The organism is Ulvibacterium sp., from assembly GCF_965248315.1.
GTDB lineage: Bacteria > Bacteroidota > Bacteroidia > Flavobacteriales > Flavobacteriaceae > Ulvibacterium.
The window spans coordinates 321,175-340,772 of the sequence record NZ_CBDFIX010000001.1; the positions used below are offsets into that span (position 1 = coordinate 321,175).

Here is a 19,598-nt window from a genome sequence, read left to right on the forward strand (position 1 = left end):
GGACAAAGGGATGGAGGTTTCTAAAATGTTGTGTAGTTGCTATAAAATGTTGTGAATTGGGTAGTCCCGGCAAATTACCCCATAAAATGACACTTCAACGAGGTAGGATAGAATAATTTTGTTAGCGGGAAAGGTACAAAAACCCTTGAAAATCAAGATTTAAGTCTTCCATGGAAACAATGTAAAAATAGATTCCGATCGGGAGTCCTTTTTCCCGGGCAATGACCATATTATCCACATTGGAAAATCCGTTAAACTCATTTACGTAGTTCCTTTTCTCGAATACCTTTAACCCATTCCGGTCATAGATCCGAAGGATATTGTTGGGCGATTGTTCCAGCTCGGGAATGGTCAAAAAATCGTTTAAGCCATCGCCATTAGGTGTAATCAGGTAATTATCCAGATCGAGTATGTCCGTGGGTTCTCCCAAAACTCCAAAGGTGAGGATTTCATAGTTATCGGGAATAAACGGGGCGGATACTACAAAACCTTGATCAAGATCTCCAACAGCGCCACCTTCTCCCAGTCTTTCCCAGCGCCCTGTACTTTTGTTCCATCCCACAGGGACTACTGTGCCGACATCATCGGTCAACGCGGCCATATTACTACGTTCGTTCCAACTGATGCTAATGGTTGAGGACACATTGCCCACCAGACGCCAAAACTCCACGGTGCTAATGGCACCCATATCCCTGGGCCTGTTTTCCGTATCAAAACCTTCATTAAAGGAGGTCGGGTTATTGGGGTCTTCTAAAAAATAAGCGCATTTCGCAGAGGGATTGACTCCTTCGGAATTTAAGATTAAGGGTCGTAATTGTTGATTATCACCGATAGGGAAGGTAAAGTTTTGTTGACTGATGACCTCGGCATAGCCGTTGACCTTGGAGAAGTTTCCCTCCCCGACATAAAAGGCATCGGGCAAAAAATTATAAGTAACATCACTCTGATTACGGGGGGTTAAAAAATCCCCGGAGATAAAATTGGTATTGTTGGCATTGTCCAGTCCCACTTGGAGCAATACCCCATTATCATTGGCCAGTTCCACATCAAAAAACAAGGGAATAAAGGCTCCGGAAACGGTAAGGGGGGCACCACCATAAAATCCGGCCAGTCCTAGATTTTCGTCAAAGGTGGAATCATTGATCAGATCCGTATGAAAGCCTAGTTGCCCTTCTTGGTGGATACGGATATTGCCACTGTTATAGAGGGCGGTCTGGGCCGCTACCCCTAGGGTACTTACAAGTGCGAGTATATAAAGGGTTTTCCTCACTTTTTACTTTTGTTGGTTTTGAGTAGGGCCTTTATTTGTTGGATATCCTTCCGTAACGTCTGGACTTCTTGGGACAGCGAGTCTTTTTCGTTTTGAAGCTGCTCGATCTTCTTTTCCTGGGCTATGGTATGGAGGAAGAGTTCTTCGATTTTCTCTAGGTTGATTCGAGATGCTTCTCCAAGATCCCAAAACCCTTGATTTTTAATTTCTTTTGCTGACTGCAGACCCGGTAAATGAAAGTTCTTTTTTACAAAACGTTCAATTGTTGATAAATCCTCAAAGTCATAATTTGGATAAATGTTGGAATATCCTCTGAAATATTTTTCAAAAACGTAATCTGGGTGTTCTAGGTTACCTTGCACCGTAACCGTTCCAGCGCCAGTAATTGATAGGTTACCACTGGTTGTGATATTCTGATTACCAAAGTTTGGGGCGATTTTAGTTCCCTCTATTCCTGCACCAGTATTTATGTCAGCATTTGTAATGCTATCATCATCAATTTCGTCAGAGGAAACAGCATCCGATTGAATCTCACCTGGTCCAATGGCATTGTTTGCTATATCGCCTTGGCCGATAGTATTAGGTATAATCACGCTAGTACCACCAAAACTTCCCTGTATGGCGCCAACGGCAATTAGGGCTGATGTGATTCCATTATTGGCTATTCCCAAAGGACTGCCCCCACTACCATCACCTGTTAAAGGTGAATTCACCGATACCGTTGTTCCCCCTCCTGGCACTGATAGGTCGAAGTCGTCGCCTGTCTGTACAATGGTCACCGAGTTGTCCGTGGAGGTAATGGCCTGTATCTCGTTCTGGTCGTCGGTGTCGTTGTCGAGTCCCTCCGATGCGGTGATGGCTGCGGCCAGTTCAAGGTCTGTGGCCAGAGCCGAGAGGTCGGCCGTTGTGGGGTTCCCGTCCTCTATGTTTATGGTCAGGTCGCTCCCTGCGAGCGTTGCCGCCCCCAGGTTCTGGTTGTCCGTTCCCCCTCCTGGCACTGATAGGTCGAAGTCGTCGCCTGTCTGTACAATGGTCACCGAGTTGTCCGTGGAGGTAATGGCCTGTATCTCGTTCTGGTCGTCGGTGTCGTTGTCGAGTCCCTCCGATGCGGTGATGGCTGCGGCCAGTTCAAGGTCTGTGGCCAGAGCCGAGAGGTCGGCCGTTGTGGGGTTCCCGTCCTCTATGTTTATGGTCAGGTCGCTCCCTGCGAGCGTTGCCGCCCCCAGGTTCTGGTTGTCCGTTCCCCCTCCTGGCACTGATAGGTCGAAGTCGTCGCCTGTCTGTACAATGGTCACCGAGTTGTCCGTGGAGGTAATGGCCTGTATCTCGTTCTGGTCGTCGGTGTCGTTGTCGAGTCCCTCCGATGCGGTGATGGCTGCGGCCAGTTCAAGGTCTGTGGCCAGAGCCGAGAGGTCGGCCGTTGTGGGGTTCCCGTCCTCTATGTTTATGGTCAGGTCGCTCCCTGCGAGCGTTGCCGCCCCCAGGTTCTGGTTGTCCGTTCCCCCTCCTGGCACTGATAGGTCGAAGTCGTCGCCTGTCTGTACAATGGTCACCGAGTTGTCCGTGGAGGTAATGGCCTGTATCTCGTTCTGGTCGTCGGTGTCGTTGTCGAGTCCCTCCGATGCGGTGATGGCTGCGGCCAGTTCAAGGTCTGTGGCCAGAGCCGAGAGGTCGGCCGTTGTGGGGTTCCCGTCCTCTATGTTTATGGTCAGGTCGCTCCCTGCGAGCGTTGCCGCCCCCAGGTTCTGGTTGTCCGTTCCCCCTCCTGGCACTGATAGGTCGAAGTCGTCGCCTGTCTGTACAATGGTCACCGAGTTGTCCGTGGAGGTAATGGCCTGTATCTCGTTCTGGTCGTCGGTGTCGTTGTCGAGTCCCTCCGATGCGGTGATGGCTGCGGCCAGTTCAAGGTCTGTGGCCAGAGCCGAGAGGTCGGCCGTTGTGGGGTTCCCGTCCTCTATGTTTATGGTCAGGTCGCTCCCTGCGAGCGTTGCCGCCCCCAGGTTCTGGTTGTCCGTTCCCCCTCCTGGCACTGATAGGTCGAAGTCGTCGCCTGTCTGTACAATGGTCACCGAGTTGTCCGTGGAGGTAATGGCCTGTATCTCGTTCTGGTCGTCGGTGTCGTTGTCGAGTCCCTCCGATGCGGTGATGGCTGCGGCCAGTTCAAGGTCTGTGGCCAGAGCCGAGAGGTCGGCCGTTGTGGGGTTCCCGTCCTCTATGTTTATGGTCAGGTCGCTCCCTGCGAGCGTTGCCGCCCCCAAGTTCTGATTGTCGGAGCCAGCAGGCACAGATAAATCGAAGTCATTAATTCCTACAGGAGTGATAGTAACGGAACCATCGATTGAGGTAAAAGCCTGTATCTCATTGCTTGGATCTGCATCTGGATCGTCATATAATGCCCCACCATCCGCTCCCGGCACAATCGAATTGGGTGTGTCGGTACTCACAATGGTAGCAGGCACAATGTCCGTATCCAGAGCGAAGGCGGAAAGGTCGATAATTGCTCCTGCACCACCAGTTCCCGTTAGCTCCAAATTCTCTATATTAAGGTTGCCTCCTGTGATAAAATCATTAGTATCGATGCCACCACCTCCTGTGATTGTAGCCCATGTATATACACCACCCCCAAGGGAACTTAAAACTTGACCGTTGGTATCTCCACCTGGAATTTCAAGTTCGTTGGTAGGGTCATCATCCAATTCAACAGTTAGATACCCATTGTTATTCACAAATGCATCTACCGCCGCCTCATCCAGTGTAGTGTCTATACTGCCTATAGGTACAGTCCCGATAAATCCAGGTGCAGTTCCTGAGAATTCTAGATCTGTTCCATTCAATGCTACCCCTGTCACCACCCCGTCGGCCCCGGTTCCACCAAGCGAAGAAAGATCCACGGATCCATTAAACCCTCCATTAGCACCTGTAAACACGAGATCTGTTATGTTCAAGGCAACATTGGAAACTACACCATCGGCACCCCCTCCCCCAAGTGAAGAAAGATCAACAGTACCATTAAACCCTCCATTGGCACCTGTAAACACTAAATCCGTTGTGTTCAGAGCGACATTGGAAACGACACCATCAGCCCCTCCTCCTGCCAAAGCACTTAAATCAACCTGATTACCAATTGTGGCTGGTCTGGTCAATGTAAGTATGTTTGTCGTGCCATCGAAAGCCAAATTTGTCAGTTCGTTGGTGTCATCCGTATCATCATTGGCAATATGATTCGTTAAGTTGGTCGCATTGGTTGCTATTCCGGTCTGTAAGGGAACTGCATTGAACAAGGCTCCGCCATCCGTACCTGCAACTATGGAGTTTGGGGTATTTGCACTTACTATGGTCTGTGCAGAGCCGCCTACGGTAGCATCTACATAGGTCTTTACCGCATTTTGTGTGGGGAAAAGAACAGCAGAGTTACCTAGGGCAACGTCATTAGATTTGTTGGCCGCATCTTCTTTTAAGATTATTGCATTGGCATTAGTGTTTATGTCAGCTTCCAAAACACCATCATCATAAAAGGCCCCGCCGCTATCCGTAATGGCATTGTCCGGGTCATTGCTAACAATATCCGCCCCGGTAATAAAACCTGGGGTGTTTGCAAAATCACCCAAATTAAACTCGTCTACCGCCAAGGCATCCACGCCTACCGCATTTTCGGAAAGCTCGTCCCTACCCACGGCATCATCTGCCAATTTATTGGGGCCAATGGAATTGTCCTGGATATCCACCCCATTAACACCACCGTTTACGATCTGTTCGGTACGGATACTGTTGGGGGCTACTTCCAAATTGATAATATCGTCATTTCGTGTTATGAAAATGGTACTCAAATCGTTTTCTATCGGATCCGTGGTAAATGTAAGGTCTGCGGAATCACACAAATTGGCCCACTGTACACCATCAAAATAATGGATGCATTGGGTGTCCGTATTGTATACCAATGCCCCAGGATTGGGAACAATATTTTCCATTTGTTGCGTATTGATCCGGGTAATGACCAAAACCCGTGAGTCGCTTTCCAATTCCAGCACAGAAGCGGGGTCTATATTCTGAGGATTATCCCCAATTTTAATCTGACCGTTCGCTAGACTACAGACGAGAAGGCCAATGGACAGGAGCACTATGTTCGCTTTCATAGGAAGACACTTTACGCCGTGATCGGCGGGACTAACAAAAATAAAATTATCTACCTACATACCTAACTTTAGCGGTTAAAATGCGCGGGTATTAGGGTAAAGTGAAAACAATGTTCGGAAAAGTGCTCCGAGCTAGCGCGGATGTATTAAAACCACGACAATCGTTCCTGATAAAAATGTCAGATTCCCGTAAATTAACAAAAGTTTAGAGACGTCCGTTTTTTTATGAGGATAAGTTATACTTTCTTTATCTTTCTTAAAAAAACTATAATGAAACTCCTGGTATCCCTGTTCCTTTGTATTTTTTTTGTAAACGTTGGATTTACGCAGGATGACACGCGTACAATTCTTAGAGGAAAGGTGCTCTATCGCAACAGTAGTGTTGTTAATGAAAATGTAATCAATACCACATCGGAGCGGGCCACGATCACCAATGACAATGGCGAGTTTGCCATCCGGGTCAAAGAAGGTGACGAATTGGTGTTTACAGCGGTAAACTATCAATTACAGATTGTAAAGATTACCGATGAAATACTTGAACGCAACCGTTTGGTGGTAGAGGTAAACGAAAAAGTTACGGAGCTGGACGAGGTAGTACTGTCCCCCGAGAACCAAGAACGTTATCTGGAACTCAAGAACGAGCAACTCAAAGGCTTTGAATACGAAATAGACCGTTCCACAGAGGTTGAGAATATAGCCATGTCGCAAACGGATCGCGGAATGCGGGACGGCCTCAATATTGCCAATATTTTTAGGGCGTTGTTGAAGTCCGGCAAGGCAGAAGAAGAAGATAGACCTAGGCTAAAGGTGAGCGAAGCCTTACGACAGATCTACGATGACGAGTTCTTTGTATTGGATCTAAAGCTGCCCCAGGATAAGATTGATGCCTTCTTGCTTTATTGTGATTCCCAAATGCCGGCGCAATCCTTACTGCGAAAAGACAACGAATTTCAGTTGATCGATTTTCTGGTGACCCATAGCCAAACATTCCGTAAGTCCTTGGATGAAGGGAAGTAGTACACTTCTTATAGGTTTTCTTTTATGCTCCATTGCCATGGAAGCCCAATCCCTTTTTTCCAAAAGATTGGAAGGAAGGGTGTATAGCAAAGACGGGGACGTGGCGGCTACCCATGTATTGAATATTACGGCTCAAAAGGCCACCATAACCGATGTAAATGGATTTTTTTCCATTTCGGTCAAACTCAATGATACCTTGGTATTTTCTGCCATTCAGTACAAACGCAAGGAAATTGTTGTGACCGCAAAAATTTTCAAAAGCACCTTGCTCTTGGTCCCTTTGGAAGAAACACTTACGGAATTGGATGAAGTGGTGGTACGCCTCTACAATTTGTCCGGTGATGTGGGTACGGATTTGAACAACCTGGATACAAAACCTGTGGTCACCGCTTCTACCTTGGGATTGCCCAATGCCTACGTGAAGCCCCCTTCACAAGCCGAACGAAAGTTTCATGAAGCCACTACTGGAGGGGGTCTAGTTCCAATAAACCCCATCTTGAATGCTATTTCCGGGCGTACCAAAATGCTGAAACAGCGACTAAAACGAAATGCAAAATATGAACGCACCCAAAGGGTTCGGGAATTTTATCCTGACTCCCTTTTTGTAAAGGATTTGAAAATACCTGAAGAAAACATACCCGATTTTATGTATTTCTGTGAAGTAGATTCTACTTTTCAGGCAATCGTAAACACCCATGACCGGTTAAAGATATGGGAATACATGCGAAAAAAAAGTAAGTATTATCGAAGTAACAATGAATTGGATTAATTTTAAGATGCTGGATGAAGTCGAAGCATCAAAATTTGAAAGCTTAACTTTTAGTAATCAGTAATCAGTAATCAGTAATCAGTAATCAGTAATCAGTAATCAGTAATCAGTAATCAGTAATCAGTAATCAGTAATGAGTAATCAGTAATCAGTAATCAGTAATCAGTAATCAGTAAACAATTAACAATGAACGGCTAACCGCTATGTCGTGTCGGGCTGGGATTGAAGCACCAAAAATGTTATGCTGAGCACCCGCCTGAACGTTTTCGGGCAGGCAGTCGAAGCATCAAATCTCAAAGTCCAAAAACTTAACTTCTGGTAAACAGTAAACAGTAAACAGTAAACAGTGAACAGTGAACAGTGAACAATGGGCTGCGAGCGGTAAACGGTGAAGGGTACAATCATAAGTGATAAATAACCAGAAACCTTCAACCGGAACCAAACACCAAATCCAAAATACCATTTTGGCATATGGTTTGCTTATTTTTGAAGTATGAAAACGAAAATTCTTAAGAAAGGACTTTTTCTATTGATCCTGCCCCTATTCGCCTTCGTTATGGCACATAAATTTTATGTAAGCGTCACTAACATTGGGTATTCGGAAAAGGAGGACGCCCTACAGATAACTTGCCGGATTTTCATCGACGACCTCGAAAGTGTCTTGGAAGAGCGTTATGATTTTAAGGGGCATCTGGCAACCGACAAGGAATCCGAGACCGCCAATACATTTATTGAAAGATACCTAAAAACGAAATTTGCCGTTCAGATAGACGATGAAGATATGATCTATGAGTTTTTGGGCAAAAAATACGACAATGATGTGGTCATATGTTATTTGGAAATACCCAAAATCGATTTAAAAAATAAAAGTAGTATACGTATTCGGAACGAAGTACTCACGGATTTGTTCGATGAACAGCAGAACATAGTCCACTTTCGGGTGGATGGAAACAAAAAAAGCTTTGTACTTACCAAGTCAGATACTAACGGAATGTTAAATTTGTAACATTTTTCCTTCTAAACCCAAAAAAAGTTTAACTTCCGCGCTTTTAAATTAAACAAGAATGAAAATTATTTCCTTTGGCTTAGCTGCAATGTTCTCACTTCATGGAGGAACGCTGCTCGCGCAAGATAGTAATGAGAACCGTGAACCGGGTCATTATAACCAGAACAAGTTTAAGCAGCTCTATGAAGAGTTTGCCACGCCAAATACGTATCGATCGGCTTCCGGTGCTCCCGGTCCGGATTACTATCAACAACAGGCAGATTATGTCATGGATATTGAATTGGATGATAAGAATGCCAGAATACATGGTGAAGAGACCATAACCTACACCAACAATTCCCCGGACGTCTTGGAATACCTTTGGTTACAAGTGGATCAAAATGTACGGACCAAGGATACCAAATCCGCCTTACGAAATGAAACAAAAATTGCCCAAGCCGAGAGGGTAGAAGACTTTGTGAAAAAGTATGTATCCGAGCCTTTTGATGGCGGCTTCAATATTGAATTTGTAAAGGATGCCAATGGGAGGCCATTGCCGTACACCATTAATCAAACAATGCTGCGGATAGATCTTCCCCAACCGCTAAAGAGCAAGGAACAGATCTCCTTTTCCATTAAATGGAACTATAATATTCCCGACCATACCGTGAACCGGTCAAGATCTGGTTATGAGTATTTTCCAAAAGACGGGAACAGGGCCTACGTTATTGCCCAGTTTTTTCCAAGAATGGCCGTTTATAGCGATGTTGAGGGATGGCAGAACCATCAGTTTTGGGGAAACGGTGAGTTTGCTTTGCCCTTTGGGGATTATGAGGTGAACATTACCGTACCTGCGGATCATGTGCTGGATGCTACAGGAACTTTGCAGAACCGAAAAGAAGTATTCTCCAGAGAGATGATGAAACGCTATGACCAAGCAAAAAAGTCTTATGACAAGCCTGTAGTAATCGTTACCCAGGAAGAAGCCGAGGCAGCGGAAAAGGGGTTCTCTGAAAAAAAGAAAACTTGGCGCTTCAAAGCAAAAAATGTAAGGGATTATGGTTTTGCTACATCCCGCAAGTTCATTTGGGATATGCAGGCCGTTAAAATGAACAACAGGGACGTTATGGCTGTTTCGCTTTATCCCAAGGAAGGCAATCCATTATGGGAAGAATATTCTACCAAAGCGGTGGCCCATACCTTGAAATCCTATTCCGATCACACGTTTGATTACCCCTATCCAAAAGCCATTTCGGTACATGCCAAAAATCAGGGTATGGAGTATCCCATGATATGTTGGAACTATGGTCGTCCAAATACCGATGGTTCTTACTCGGACAAGGTGAAATTTGGAATGATCAGTGTAATTATACATGAGGTAGGCCATAACTTTTTCCCTATGATCGTAAATTCCGATGAACGGCAATGGGGTTGGATGGATGAAGGTTTGGACACTTTTATGCAGTATATGGCGGAGCAGGAATTCGGAGAGCGATATCCAGAGGCAATAGTGGGTCATGATACTTACCCGTCCAAAAGGGGAGCACCGCATAAAGTGGTTCCATATATGGCGGGAGACCAAAGTACATTGGCACCCATTATGTCCAATCCTGAAAATGTATACCAACTAGGTCCGAATGCTTATGGCAAACCTGCAACGGCCTTAAACATTCTTCGGGAGACCATTATGGGCCGAGAACTTTTTGACCATGCCTTCAAAACCTATGCGCAACGTTGGAAGTTTAAGCATCCCACTCCGGAGGACTTTTTCCGGACTATGGAGGATGCCTCAGCCGTGGATTTGGATTGGTATTGGAGATCTTGGTTCTATACCACGGATTATGTGGATATTGGTGTAAAGGGTATGAAAAAATATTTTGTAAATAATGGCCCTACAAAAAAGATGCGTGAGTATATGGCAGAAAGGAATATTACCGAGGCTGATTTGCTGCCTCTGGTTTTTCTGGCCGAGGAAGATAGTGATGATTTTGACAAGGACTTAATGGGGAAGGAAGCTTCGCAAAATTCCATGCCCCTCAAAGAGTTTCTAATGGACAAGATGAGTGCCGAGGAAAGAGACCTCGTAAACAAGCCCAAATATTTCTATGAAATCACTTTTGACAAGCCAGGGGGTATTCCCATGCCGTTGATCGTGGAATATACCTATGCTGACGGAAGTAAGGAGAACATCACATATCCCGCGGAAATATGGAGGAAAAATGATGACGAGGTCAGCAGGGTCATTGCTTCTGAAAAGGAATTGGTGGGCGTGGTTGTAGATCCAAAAATGGAAACCGCGGACATAGACTTAACCAATAATTCATGGCCTCAAAAAGAGGAAAAGTCCGACTTTGATAAATTTAAGGAGAACATCAAGGGAAAATAGGCTACAAAAAACCATATATTCACTTGGCTGCAAGTAATTGGCTCATCTTTTGGACAGGAAACCTTGAGGGTCTTTTCAATTGCTATCCAAACTTGACTATATTTGTAGTATGCATGTTTTACACTTTTTGTTCATAAGCGGAGGTGAGATATTCTTCATCATGTTTATCGTGGTCATGGTTTTCGGAGCCGATAAAATTCCGGGCATTGCCAAAGGATTGGGGAAGGGCATGAGACAATTAAAGGATGCCACGGAAGATATCAAGCAAGAAATTCAGAGAAGTGCGGAAAAACAGGGTATAGATACCAGCTTGGTATCGGATATCAAAAAAGATATTGATGATGTGAAAAACAGTGTCAGCACTAACTTGGGTGATGGAATTAAAAAGGAGTTGGGTGATGTGAAAAAAAGTGTGGATGAGGTTACGGGCACCATCAAGCGACAATAGTTGCACTTATGCTCGAAAAGATTCTTCAGTGGGATAGGGACACTTTCATTTACCTCAATAATCTCGGAATAGAAGAATACGACCTTTTTTGGTCTACGGTTACCAATATATCCACTTGGATTCCGTTGTTCGTGCTTTTTTTTATTATCATTTACCTTAAATACCCGAAACGGGAGGCACTTTTTGTTACTTTCACCGTAATTGCTCTGGTGTTTTTTATTACCACTGCCACAGATTTAACTAAGGAGTACGTAGCCCGGTTACGGCCCAATAATGACCCGGAGGTCAATACTTTAATACGGATTCTAAAAACTCCGATAACTTATAGTTTTTTTTCGGGACATGCGGCAAGCTCGTTTTCCGTTACTACACTGGTTGTGCTTTTTCTTAGGAATAGATTTAAGTGGTGCTGGCTTTTCTATGTTTGGCCATTGCTCTTTGCCTTAAGTCGTATATATGTTGGGGTGCATTATCCCGTTGATATTATCGTGGGTGCAATGGTCGGAATCTTGTCGGCCTTTCTTTTTTATGCGGTTTATGTTAGGTTTATAGTACCCTACTTAAAGTTAGCCCGTCCCTAATGGGCAAAAGTGCGGTTTCTATCCGTGAATCTTCCTTTAATTTCCTGTTATAATCCAATACTACCTTTGTGGTTTTATCCTTGGGGTCTAACGGATCTACTACCTTACCGGACCATAGTACGTTGTCCGATAAAATAACACTTCCAGACCGTGTTTTCTTAAGAACGGCTTCAAAATAAGCAGGGTAGTCCAATTTTTCCGCATCAATGAACACCAAATCAAAAACAATATCCAATTCCGGTATAATTTCCAGGGCATCTCCGGTATGCTGTAAAATTTTATCCCCGAACCCACTTTTATCAAAATAACGTCTTTGTATCTCGTATAATTCTTCATTTTTATCTATGGTATGCAGTTTCCCTTGACTGGAGAGGCCCTCTGCCAAACAGATGGCCGAATAGCCCGTATAGGTACCTATTTCCAAAATGTTTTGGGGACGGATTATTTTTGACAGTAGGCTCAGCACCCTACCTTGAAAATGACCTGTCAACATACGGGGTCTTACTACTTTAAGATGGGTCTCACGCGTGAGTTCTTGTAATACTTTCGGCTCTTCCTGGGAATGGGCCGCGATATATTCTTCCAATATGGGAGATAAAAAGTGCATAAAATGGTTTTAACAAAAATATGGATTACCTTGAAATCAAAAAGAATAAAAAATGGATGGAATTAACATACGACCTGCCTTGTTAAGTGATTTGCCGGTTCTCCAAAAATTTGAACAGGGGGTAATACAAGCGGAAAGGCCTTTAGATCCCACCATTAAAAAAGACCCTGTACATTATTACGACTTGGAATCCATGATATTGGATAAGGATGTTGCCGTAATTGTGGCGGAGTACGAGGATAGGATTGTGGCGTCCGGCTATGGTATGGCAAAAAGGGCCAGACATTACTTAGACCATAAATACTATGCCTACTTAGGTTTTATGTATACAGATCCTGAGTTTCGAGGGAGGGGAGTAAATCAAAAGATTCTTTCCGCCTTAAAGGATTGGGCCATTTCCAAGGACTTGACGGAAATTCGTCTTACCGTCTATGAAGATAATCCCGGAGCTCTTAGGGCTTATGAAAAGTTTGGCTTTAAAAGGCATATTATTGAGATGCGCTTAACTTAATTATGCTAGACCCTTTTTCAATATCTTTTTTGAAGTCGTAGTTTTGAAAAAAATTAGTATGTTGTTCGACAACTCCCTTGAATTTGCCCAAAAATTAGATGCCGAGGATCCTCTTGGACCCTATCGAGACGAATTTTATTTCCCTAAAGTAAATGGCAAGGAAGTCATTTATTTTACAGGCAACTCCCTTGGGTTACAACCCAAGCGCACCCAAAGGTACATTGATGAGATTATGACGGATTGGAAGGAATTGGCCGTCGAAGGCCATTTTCGAGCTGACAAACCTTGGTGGGATTATCATGAAAGGCTGGCCGAACCCTTGGCAAAGGTTGTTGGGGCAAGGCCAGAGGAAGTATGCGTTTTGAATACGCTTACCGTGAACCTTCATTTTTTGATGGTTTCTTTTTATATGCCTACTCCGGAAAGATTTAAGATTTTGTGTGAGGAAAAGGCCTTTCCTTCGGACCAATATATGCTACAGAGTCAAGTCAGATGGCATGGTCTGGATCCGGAAGCGGCCATTGTGGAGGTAAAAAAGAGAGATGGGGAGCACTTTTGGCGAACTGAGGATATCCTTTCAAAAGTTGAAGAAATCGGGGATGAACTGGCCTTAATACTCATAGGAGGTGTAAACTACTACAATGGACAATTCTTTGATATACAGGCCATAACCCAGGCCGGAAGGTCTGTGGGATCAAAAGTAGGGTGGGACCTTGCCCACGCTGTAGGAAACGTGGAACTGGAGTTACATAGTTGGGATGTGGATTTTGCTGCGTGGTGTAGCTATAAATACATGAACAGCGGTCCGGGTAACGCTTCAGGTATCTTTATACATGAAAGGCATTTGGGAAAAGATACTATCTCCAGGTTAGAAGGCTGGTGGGGTACCAAAAAAGAAACCCGTTTTTTAATGAAACCTCAATTTGAACCTATGCCCAATGCAGATGCCTGGCAAGTAAGCAACCCACCTGTTCTCGCTCTAGCCCCTTATTTGGCTTCTTTGGAAATGTTCAATGAAGTGGGGATGACCGCTCTAATCGAAAAAAGGAATCGGTTAACCACTTACCTCGAATTTATTTTAAAGGAAATTGACAAGGAAGTGGATAGTACTTTTGAGATTATCACCCCTTTGGACAGAGGTTGTCAATTATCGGTTCTGTTGCACGGGCAGGGGCGACCCCTTTTTAATTTTCTGATGGAAAATGGCGTAATTGTGGATTGGCGGGAACCTAATGTCATTCGTTTGGCGCCCGCACCCTTTTACTGTTCTTTTACGGATATGTACCAATTTGGGCAATTATTGAAACAGGGCATTCTCTCTGGAATCAGTAATGGATAGTTGTGGGTTTTTAGTAGCTTTGCCGTCGATTACAAACCGCCAACCTTTAATAGTACCGACCGTAGATGAAATCCCTAGTACTCATTCTTTCCAATGCCCGTTATTTTGGTCCTGCTTGGGTTTTTGCCAGCTTAAATATTTTATTTGGAACATGGGCTATATATATTCCTACGGTAAAGGAGAGTTTAGGTATTGATAAGGCCCAATTGGGAATCGCCATTTTTTTTCTATCCCTTGGGGTTTTCACCATATTTCCAATAGCCTCCACGATAATAAATAGGATAGGCGTAGGTAAGGCCACCGGGTATGGTGTGCTACTCATTTGTTTAACCGGTATACTGCCCATTATTGCCCCAAGTTATTACACACTTATGGCCGCCTTATTCCTTTTTGGTGCCACTAATGGCTTTACGGATATAGCCATGAACACTTTGGTTACCGAATTGGAAAAGGAGGATGGGACGAAATTCATGTCCGCCTCTCACGGTTTTTTCAGTTTAGGAGGTGTCTTGGCAGGCTTGGGGAGCTTTCTCATAGGTCCATTGGGCAACCCCGCTTTACATATGGGTATGGCCATTGCCCTGGTGTTTTTGGTAAACCTTTTTTTCTATAGCGGCTATAAGAATATAACAGCGGCTCCCGTAGAGAAGGAGCCTTTTAGCCTAAAACTATTTAGGCCTTTATTGTTATTGGGATTAATTTCTTTTGTTTCCATGGGGAGCGAAGGCGCTATTGTAGACTGGAGCGGACTTTATCTCAAGGAGGTGAGCATTGCTCCGGAAGCACTCTGGGGTGCTGGATTTCTTGGCTTTCAGATAACCATGACCTTGGGACGGTTCTTGGGTGATGGTATTAGCTCCAAAATCGGTTCGGTGAAAATGGTATCTTTGGGTACCTTAATCGTTATTGCCGGGTATGCTTTGGTGCTATCTACCCATACATACTTGGCCATTTCCGGATTTGCATTGAGTGGCTTAGGATTTTCGGTAATGGTCCCTGAAATTTTTCGCATAGGAGGTAACGTAAAAGGTGTGGATTCATCCCAAGGGGTGTCCTTTATTGCCGGAACGGGATATACTGGATTTTTGCTGGCCCCACCCATCCTAGGGTTTTTGGCGGACAGTTTTTCTTTAATAGCCTGTTTTATAGTATTAACCTGCTGTGCGCTGCTAATTTTAGGGGCCACCTTTACAATGAACAAGAAAAGGATAAAATCCTGACTTGGCCATTAATTGGTTTTTACCGCTACATCCGTGAAATACAGTTTAAAACTACCATCCTCTTTTTGGTGCATCTTGGCAATTTTTAGACCGCCCATATCCACATAATCTTCCCAGGTGGTAGTCAATGAGGGTTCTGCCTGATTTCCTTTGCGGAACACCCACTCCTTTACTATATAGTCGTCTCCAAAGTAAAAGTCATAGGCGTCTCCGGGTGTATACCCCCCTTCGGAACCGTAGACCACCGTGAGTTTTTGCATCGGTTTTTTACTGATTGGTGCCTCAGTATTTTGGGAATGGTCATAATCAATGCTATTCTTGTCCCATAAAATGTTAATCGGGGCAATCAACCAATACTTATCATTTATAAAACCCCCGTTGGTTTTATGGGTTACACTATCCATGTCCTTTCTGAGGTAGGTAATGGTGTCGATAGCGTTTATGGCGGTAACCTCATTGATCTTTGGTTTCCATATCCAGGTTCGTTCAAAATGACTGGTGTCCCTATCCACATTAAAGGTGAATTTTAGTTCTTGGACTTTGTTCCAGTTCTCGAATCCGTTGGCATAGGCCAATTCTTCCAAAACGGTCAATTCTTTTTCAGCTTCGGCAGGGGTCGTTTTTTTTTCGTTTTTACAGCTTATAATCAGCGCAAAGGCAGCTATTAAGGAATATAGATATGGTTTCATACTTTGATTTTTTCAAAGATAATCAGTTTTATCCAGATGTCGATTCATTCATTTAGGGGAGTCAAGATTCCCAATAATTTGATTAATTTTACCACTTCACAAGAAAATAAAAAATGAGTTCAAAAAAAGGAAAAGTACAGCAGGCCATTCAAGAAAAATTGCTCGATGAACGGAAAGTCTTTCTATGGGGCATGGTGGACGATGATTCGGCCAAACACGTTATTGATCGTCTCTTGTATCTGGATCTTCAGAATAACAAGGAAATACAATTGATTATCAATAGTCCTGGAGGCTATGTAACATCGGGGTTTGCCATTTATGATACTATCAAACAAATAAAAAGTCCGGTCTCCACGGTATGTTCAGGTCTTGCCGCTTCAATGGGCTCCATTTTATTGTCCGTGGGCGAAAAAGGTAGGCGGTTCATCCAGCCTCATGCCCGGGTAATGATTCATCAACCCAGTGGTGGTGCAAGGGGCCAGGCATCCAATATAGAAATCCAGGCCAAGGAAATCATCAAGACCAAGGAATTGGGGGCCAAGATTTTGGCTGAGAATTGCGGGCAAACTTTCGAAAAGGTTATGAAAGATTTTGATCGCGACTACTGGATGGGCGCCGAAGAATCTGTGGCATATGGAATTGTCGATGGAATTTTGGAGTAGTTTCGGGCCAATTGGTCAAAGCGGTTATTTGTAATACTGAAAAAGTCCTTCGCAAATTTCATGGGAAGGACTTTTTTGGTAATGGTCGTTTGCCTTATTTTGATGCTAAAATTCCTTTTTTGATTTGAACTATAGGGAATTCGGTTCTTCTATTGAGTTCCAATTCTTCTGGAGAACAGTCCTTTTTGCTAGTGCAATGATTTATAAGCTTCCTTTTGCCATAACCCTTATAAGACAATATACGCTCCTGGGGTACACCATTGGCGACTAGGTACTCGTAGGTAGATTTTGCCCTACTTTCCGATAATCTATCATTGTAGGCATGGCTACCTATGGGATCGGTATGTGCTTCGAGCCGTATGACCATATCTGGATAGGTCTTGGTCATAAGTTTTACCACTTTGTCCAATTCCAAAGCGGCATCTGGCCTTATATCACTTTTATTGAAATCAAAATAAATTTTGTTGAGATTAGCCAGTAGTTTTAAATCAAGAATAGGTTCCAGAACAATATCTTGCCTAATGATTTTGGTTTCATGGGGAGTGCTATGCGTATTGAAGAAGGTATTTTTATGTGGATGTGTCCTTCTCACCGCTTCAATCATATAATTTGCGTTCCTGTTGATGGGCATTCTATAATAACCATTTTTGTCCGTCACGGTTTCTCCGGCCAAAGTATTGGTCTGCTGGTCGAACAATCTAATTTGTACACTGTCCAAAGGTTTGTTGTTCACACCATCCGTAACAAAACCCTCAATATCCAAAGATGGGGTGAATTTAAATTCATAGATATCATCGCTTCCTATACCACCTTCCCTATTTGAACTCACGTAACCGGAAATCCCGTTAGGGTCCGCATAAAACGCAAAATCATCGCTTGAACTGTTCATGGGTCTTCCCAAATTAATGACATCTACAATCTTGCCTTCGTCATCCGTTACAGTGGAAAATACATCCAATTGCCCAAAACCTACATGACCATCCGAAGAGAAGAATAGCTTACCTTCTTGATTTACGAAAGGAAACATCTCATTACCCTCTGTGTTAATGACAGGTCCTGCATTTATTGGGGTTCCTATGCCACCTCGTTCATGAATTTCAGAATAATAGATGTCCGTACCGCCATATCCTCCGGGGCGATCGGATGTGTAATACATTCTGAGCCTGTCCGAAGTTACCGTAGGATGGCCATTGGAATAATAGTCGCTATTTATCCTAATGTTCCGGTTCACGGTCCATTCCCCGTCCTTTTGAATGGCACTGAATATTTTTAGATTTATTTCTTTTTGGGCACCATACCCTTCCTTGTTATTGTAATAATTGTTACGGGTAAAGTAAATGATCGTATCATTTTTATAATCCGTTGAGAAAATCAATGAACTCTCATGAAATTTTGAATTTACGTCCCCTGGAAGTTTTTCTGGGACGGAAAGTGAGTCCCCTTCCCTTAATACAAAAAGATCCAGCCAAGGTTCGTTGTTCCAGCCATATGCACTCCCTTCAACATCTTCTTTTCTAGAGGACGCGAAGTAAATGTGTTCGCCTCTTTTGAAAACCCCAAAATCACTTTCGGTAGAGTTAAAATCTGCAAGTTCTACCTCATACCGTTCCCTACTGTTAAAAACCACAGAGGCCAAGTTCCCATCTTTTAGAAAACGTTTTAACCTGGAATCATTTTTATTGTATTTCTTGTATTTTTTCAACCATTTTTCCGCTTCTTTCTGTTCCCCATTGCTGTATAGGGCCATTGCATATTTAAAGTAATAGTCCGTAGGTAGACTTGAATTGTGTATAACCGCTTCAAAATGTGGAATAGCCTTCTTGTAATCCCTGATCAATAGGTAACATTCAGCCAATTGTTGGTGGCCATAGGCCTCGTTGAATCCCCCTGCAACCATTTTTTCATACTCCTGTATGGCCTTTACATAAGAAAATTGGCCAAAGTAGTAATCAGCTCTTTTTTGCGCACCATACTGAGCTTGCAGGGATTGATTGGTGGCAAGAAGAAATAACACTATAAGGAATGTTTTGGCGTTGTTTTTCATCATTTGATCTTTTTGGTTCCTAGAAGTATCTCGGAGATTTGGCAGGTCCTTTTGTTTGCTTGATTACTTCGTATATAAGAATAATTTCATGGGTGCCGCCGGTATATGGTCTAATGGAGGAGGTCGGTAAATCATAGGCATAGCCTACCCTAATATCCTTAGTTATCTGATAGTCCATTATTGCACCAAAATTTGAGGCGTCGTTAAAACGATATGAGGCTCCCAACCAAAATTTCTCGTTAAACAAAAAGTTGGCGGTAAGGTCATACGTAGCCGGGGCCCCATTGGTGAACTTTGTAATCATGGTGGGTTTGAATTTGGTTTTTTCGGACAGATCAAACACCAGGCCTCCAATAGCGTAATAGCTGTTTCGTTCCAGTGCCTGGAATTCCCCTTCGTTCAAATCCGTATTCAAGATTCTAGGAGAGGATACACCGGCATACCATCTATTTGATCCGATGTAGAAGCCCGCGCCAAAATTTGGATTCCAACTGTTGAAGTTGGGGTTAAAAAAATTATCATTAGGATCTGGATTGTTTAGATTATAATTGGTAAGACCGGCTTTAAGACCAAAGGACATCTTAACTTCATCACTTACTGGAACAGTATAGGAAAAATCGCCATATAGGTAATTGGTGCTTTCAAAACCTAATTTATCGTTGATATAGGAAAAACCCAATCCAACCCTATCATTACGCAATGGTGAATGAATTGAAAATGTACTTGTTCTCGGATTACCTTCCAGTCCTGCCCACTGATTTCTGTGGAGAACGGTCAAATTAATAGTCTCCCTACTTCCGGCGTATGCCGGGTTTACCGAGATGGTGTTATACATGTATTGTGTAAATTGGGGTAATTGCTGTGCAGATATTACAGCGCTACTTAGAATACCAACAAAGAGCAATGCTTTTTTAAAACTGTACATGATGTCTAGGTT

General features: G+C 43.6%; 16 protein-coding genes. 10 read left to right on the forward strand and 6 right to left on the reverse strand.

Features of this window, described 5'->3' with window-relative positions:
* Window positions 1-121: 121 nt before the first annotated feature.
* A complete protein-coding gene (locus tag ACP2AF_RS01435; RefSeq protein WP_425234464.1) occupies window positions 122-1,270 on the reverse strand; it encodes a gliding motility-associated C-terminal domain-containing protein in 1,149 nt (382 codons plus the stop codon).
* The gene (locus ACP2AF_RS01440) at window positions 1,267-5,403 is read right to left on the reverse strand and encodes a hypothetical protein (RefSeq protein ID WP_425234465.1); all 4,137 of its coding nucleotides are present in this window, start codon (window positions 5,401-5,403) and stop codon (window positions 1,267-1,269) included. The genes ACP2AF_RS01435 and ACP2AF_RS01440 overlap by 4 nt, the downstream gene beginning before the upstream one ends.
* A 270-nt stretch (window positions 5,404-5,673) precedes the next feature.
* On the opposite strand from ACP2AF_RS01440, the gene ACP2AF_RS01445 reads away from it, so the two are divergent.
* The 6 genes from ACP2AF_RS01445 (at window position 5,674) to ACP2AF_RS01470 (ending at window position 11,589) form a co-directional block, all read left to right on the forward strand.
* On the forward strand, window positions 5,674-6,420 hold the full coding sequence (locus ACP2AF_RS01445) for a carboxypeptidase-like regulatory domain-containing protein (protein WP_425234466.1): 747 nt from the start codon (window positions 5,674-5,676) through the stop codon (window positions 6,418-6,420).
* The gene (locus ACP2AF_RS01450; RefSeq protein ID WP_425234467.1) at window positions 6,407-7,189 is read left to right on the forward strand and encodes a carboxypeptidase-like regulatory domain-containing protein; all 783 of its coding nucleotides are present in this window, start codon (window positions 6,407-6,409) and stop codon (window positions 7,187-7,189) included. Before ACP2AF_RS01445 ends, ACP2AF_RS01450 begins: the two co-directional genes overlap by 14 nt.
* 493 nt (window positions 7,190-7,682) lie before the next feature.
* Complete coding sequence (locus tag ACP2AF_RS01455; RefSeq protein WP_425234468.1) at window positions 7,683-8,195, forward strand: DUF6702 family protein; 513 nt, start codon at window positions 7,683-7,685, stop codon at window positions 8,193-8,195.
* A 58-nt stretch (window positions 8,196-8,253) separates the two neighbouring features.
* Complete coding sequence (locus ACP2AF_RS01460; RefSeq protein ID WP_425234469.1) at window positions 8,254-10,560, forward strand: M1 family metallopeptidase; 2,307 nt, start codon at window positions 8,254-8,256, stop codon at window positions 10,558-10,560.
* Between the two features lie 109 nt (window positions 10,561-10,669).
* On the forward strand, window positions 10,670-11,008 hold the full coding sequence (locus ACP2AF_RS01465; RefSeq protein ID WP_425234470.1) for a Sec-independent protein translocase subunit TatA/TatB: 339 nt from the start codon (window positions 10,670-10,672) through the stop codon (window positions 11,006-11,008).
* A gap of 8 nt (window positions 11,009-11,016) precedes the next feature.
* Window positions 11,017-11,589, forward strand: coding sequence for a phosphatase PAP2 family protein (locus ACP2AF_RS01470; protein ID WP_425234471.1), 573 nt, complete (start codon window positions 11,017-11,019; stop codon window positions 11,587-11,589).
* Here ACP2AF_RS01470 and ACP2AF_RS01475 read toward each other — a convergent pair.
* Window positions 11,555-12,196 (reverse strand): O-methyltransferase, encoded by a 642-nt coding sequence (locus tag ACP2AF_RS01475; RefSeq protein ID WP_425234472.1) that lies wholly within the window; start codon window positions 12,194-12,196, stop codon window positions 11,555-11,557. The genes ACP2AF_RS01470 and ACP2AF_RS01475 overlap by 35 nt on opposite strands.
* 52 nt (window positions 12,197-12,248) lie before the next feature.
* Between ACP2AF_RS01475 and ACP2AF_RS01480 the strand changes: the two genes are divergently transcribed.
* The 3 genes from ACP2AF_RS01480 (at window position 12,249) to ACP2AF_RS01490 (ending at window position 15,266) form a co-directional block, all read left to right on the forward strand.
* Window positions 12,249-12,707, forward strand: coding sequence for a GNAT family N-acetyltransferase (locus ACP2AF_RS01480; RefSeq protein ID WP_425234473.1), 459 nt, complete (start codon window positions 12,249-12,251; stop codon window positions 12,705-12,707).
* Between the two features lie 58 nt (window positions 12,708-12,765).
* On the forward strand, window positions 12,766-14,046 hold the full coding sequence (kynU, locus tag ACP2AF_RS01485; protein WP_425234484.1) for a kynureninase: 1,281 nt from the start codon (window positions 12,766-12,768) through the stop codon (window positions 14,044-14,046).
* Between the two features lie 65 nt (window positions 14,047-14,111).
* A complete protein-coding gene (locus tag ACP2AF_RS01490) occupies window positions 14,112-15,266 on the forward strand; it encodes an MFS transporter (protein WP_425234474.1) in 1,155 nt (384 codons plus the stop codon).
* Between the two features lie 8 nt (window positions 15,267-15,274).
* Here the strand turns inward: ACP2AF_RS01490 and ACP2AF_RS01495 are convergent, their stop codons facing one another.
* Window positions 15,275-15,955, reverse strand: a complete 681-nt coding sequence (locus ACP2AF_RS01495) for a hypothetical protein (protein WP_425234475.1) — start codon at window positions 15,953-15,955, stop codon at window positions 15,275-15,277.
* A 113-nt stretch (window positions 15,956-16,068) separates the two neighbouring features.
* Here ACP2AF_RS01495 and ACP2AF_RS01500 point away from each other — a divergent pair, with 113 nt between their 5' ends.
* On the forward strand, window positions 16,069-16,617 hold the full coding sequence (locus tag ACP2AF_RS01500) for a ClpP family protease (protein ID WP_299529401.1): 549 nt from the start codon (window positions 16,069-16,071) through the stop codon (window positions 16,615-16,617).
* Between the two features lie 94 nt (window positions 16,618-16,711).
* Here ACP2AF_RS01500 and ACP2AF_RS01505 read toward each other — a convergent pair whose 3' ends face one another.
* Both ACP2AF_RS01505 and ACP2AF_RS01510 read right to left on the reverse strand, forming a co-directional pair.
* Window positions 16,712-18,664, reverse strand: a complete 1,953-nt coding sequence (locus tag ACP2AF_RS01505) for an OmpA family protein (RefSeq protein WP_425234476.1) — start codon at window positions 18,662-18,664, stop codon at window positions 16,712-16,714.
* A gap of 16 nt (window positions 18,665-18,680) precedes the next feature.
* Window positions 18,681-19,586 carry a PorP/SprF family type IX secretion system membrane protein gene (locus ACP2AF_RS01510; protein ID WP_425234477.1) on the reverse strand — a complete coding sequence of 302 codons (906 nt, stop codon included), beginning with the start codon at window positions 19,584-19,586 and terminating at the stop codon, window positions 18,681-18,683.
* Between the last annotated feature and the right edge of the window lie 12 nt (window positions 19,587-19,598).

What these genes read in the sequence shown, in the direction of transcription:
- ACP2AF_RS01440 (WP_425234465.1), bottom strand. Translation starts at nt 5,403, where the DNA reads ATGAAAGCGAACATAGTGCTCCTGTCCATTGGCCTTCTCGTCTGTAGT.
- ACP2AF_RS01445 (WP_425234466.1), top strand. Translation starts at nt 5,674, where the DNA reads ATGAAACTCCTGGTATCCCTGTTCCTTTGTATTTTTTTTGTAAACGTT.
- ACP2AF_RS01450 (WP_425234467.1), top strand. Translation starts at nt 6,407, where the DNA reads ATGAAGGGAAGTAGTACACTTCTTATAGGTTTTCTTTTATGCTCCATT.
- ACP2AF_RS01455 (WP_425234468.1), top strand. Translation starts at nt 7,683, where the DNA reads ATGAAAACGAAAATTCTTAAGAAAGGACTTTTTCTATTGATCCTGCCC.
- ACP2AF_RS01460 (WP_425234469.1), top strand. Translation starts at nt 8,254, where the DNA reads ATGAAAATTATTTCCTTTGGCTTAGCTGCAATGTTCTCACTTCATGGA.
- ACP2AF_RS01465 (WP_425234470.1), top strand. Translation starts at nt 10,670, where the DNA reads ATGCATGTTTTACACTTTTTGTTCATAAGCGGAGGTGAGATATTCTTC.
- ACP2AF_RS01470 (WP_425234471.1), top strand. Translation starts at nt 11,017, where the DNA reads ATGCTCGAAAAGATTCTTCAGTGGGATAGGGACACTTTCATTTACCTC.
- ACP2AF_RS01475 (WP_425234472.1), bottom strand. Translation starts at nt 12,196, where the DNA reads ATGCACTTTTTATCTCCCATATTGGAAGAATATATCGCGGCCCATTCC.
- ACP2AF_RS01480 (WP_425234473.1), top strand. Translation starts at nt 12,249, where the DNA reads ATGGATGGAATTAACATACGACCTGCCTTGTTAAGTGATTTGCCGGTT.
- kynU (WP_425234484.1), top strand. Translation starts at nt 12,766, where the DNA reads ATGTTGTTCGACAACTCCCTTGAATTTGCCCAAAAATTAGATGCCGAG.
- ACP2AF_RS01490 (WP_425234474.1), top strand. Translation starts at nt 14,112, where the DNA reads ATGAAATCCCTAGTACTCATTCTTTCCAATGCCCGTTATTTTGGTCCT.
- ACP2AF_RS01495 (WP_425234475.1), bottom strand. Translation starts at nt 15,955, where the DNA reads ATGAAACCATATCTATATTCCTTAATAGCTGCCTTTGCGCTGATTATA.
- ACP2AF_RS01500 (WP_299529401.1), top strand. Translation starts at nt 16,069, where the DNA reads ATGAGTTCAAAAAAAGGAAAAGTACAGCAGGCCATTCAAGAAAAATTG.
- ACP2AF_RS01505 (WP_425234476.1), bottom strand. Translation starts at nt 18,664, where the DNA reads ATGATGAAAAACAACGCCAAAACATTCCTTATAGTGTTATTTCTTCTT.
- ACP2AF_RS01510 (WP_425234477.1), bottom strand. Translation starts at nt 19,586, where the DNA reads ATGTACAGTTTTAAAAAAGCATTGCTCTTTGTTGGTATTCTAAGTAGC.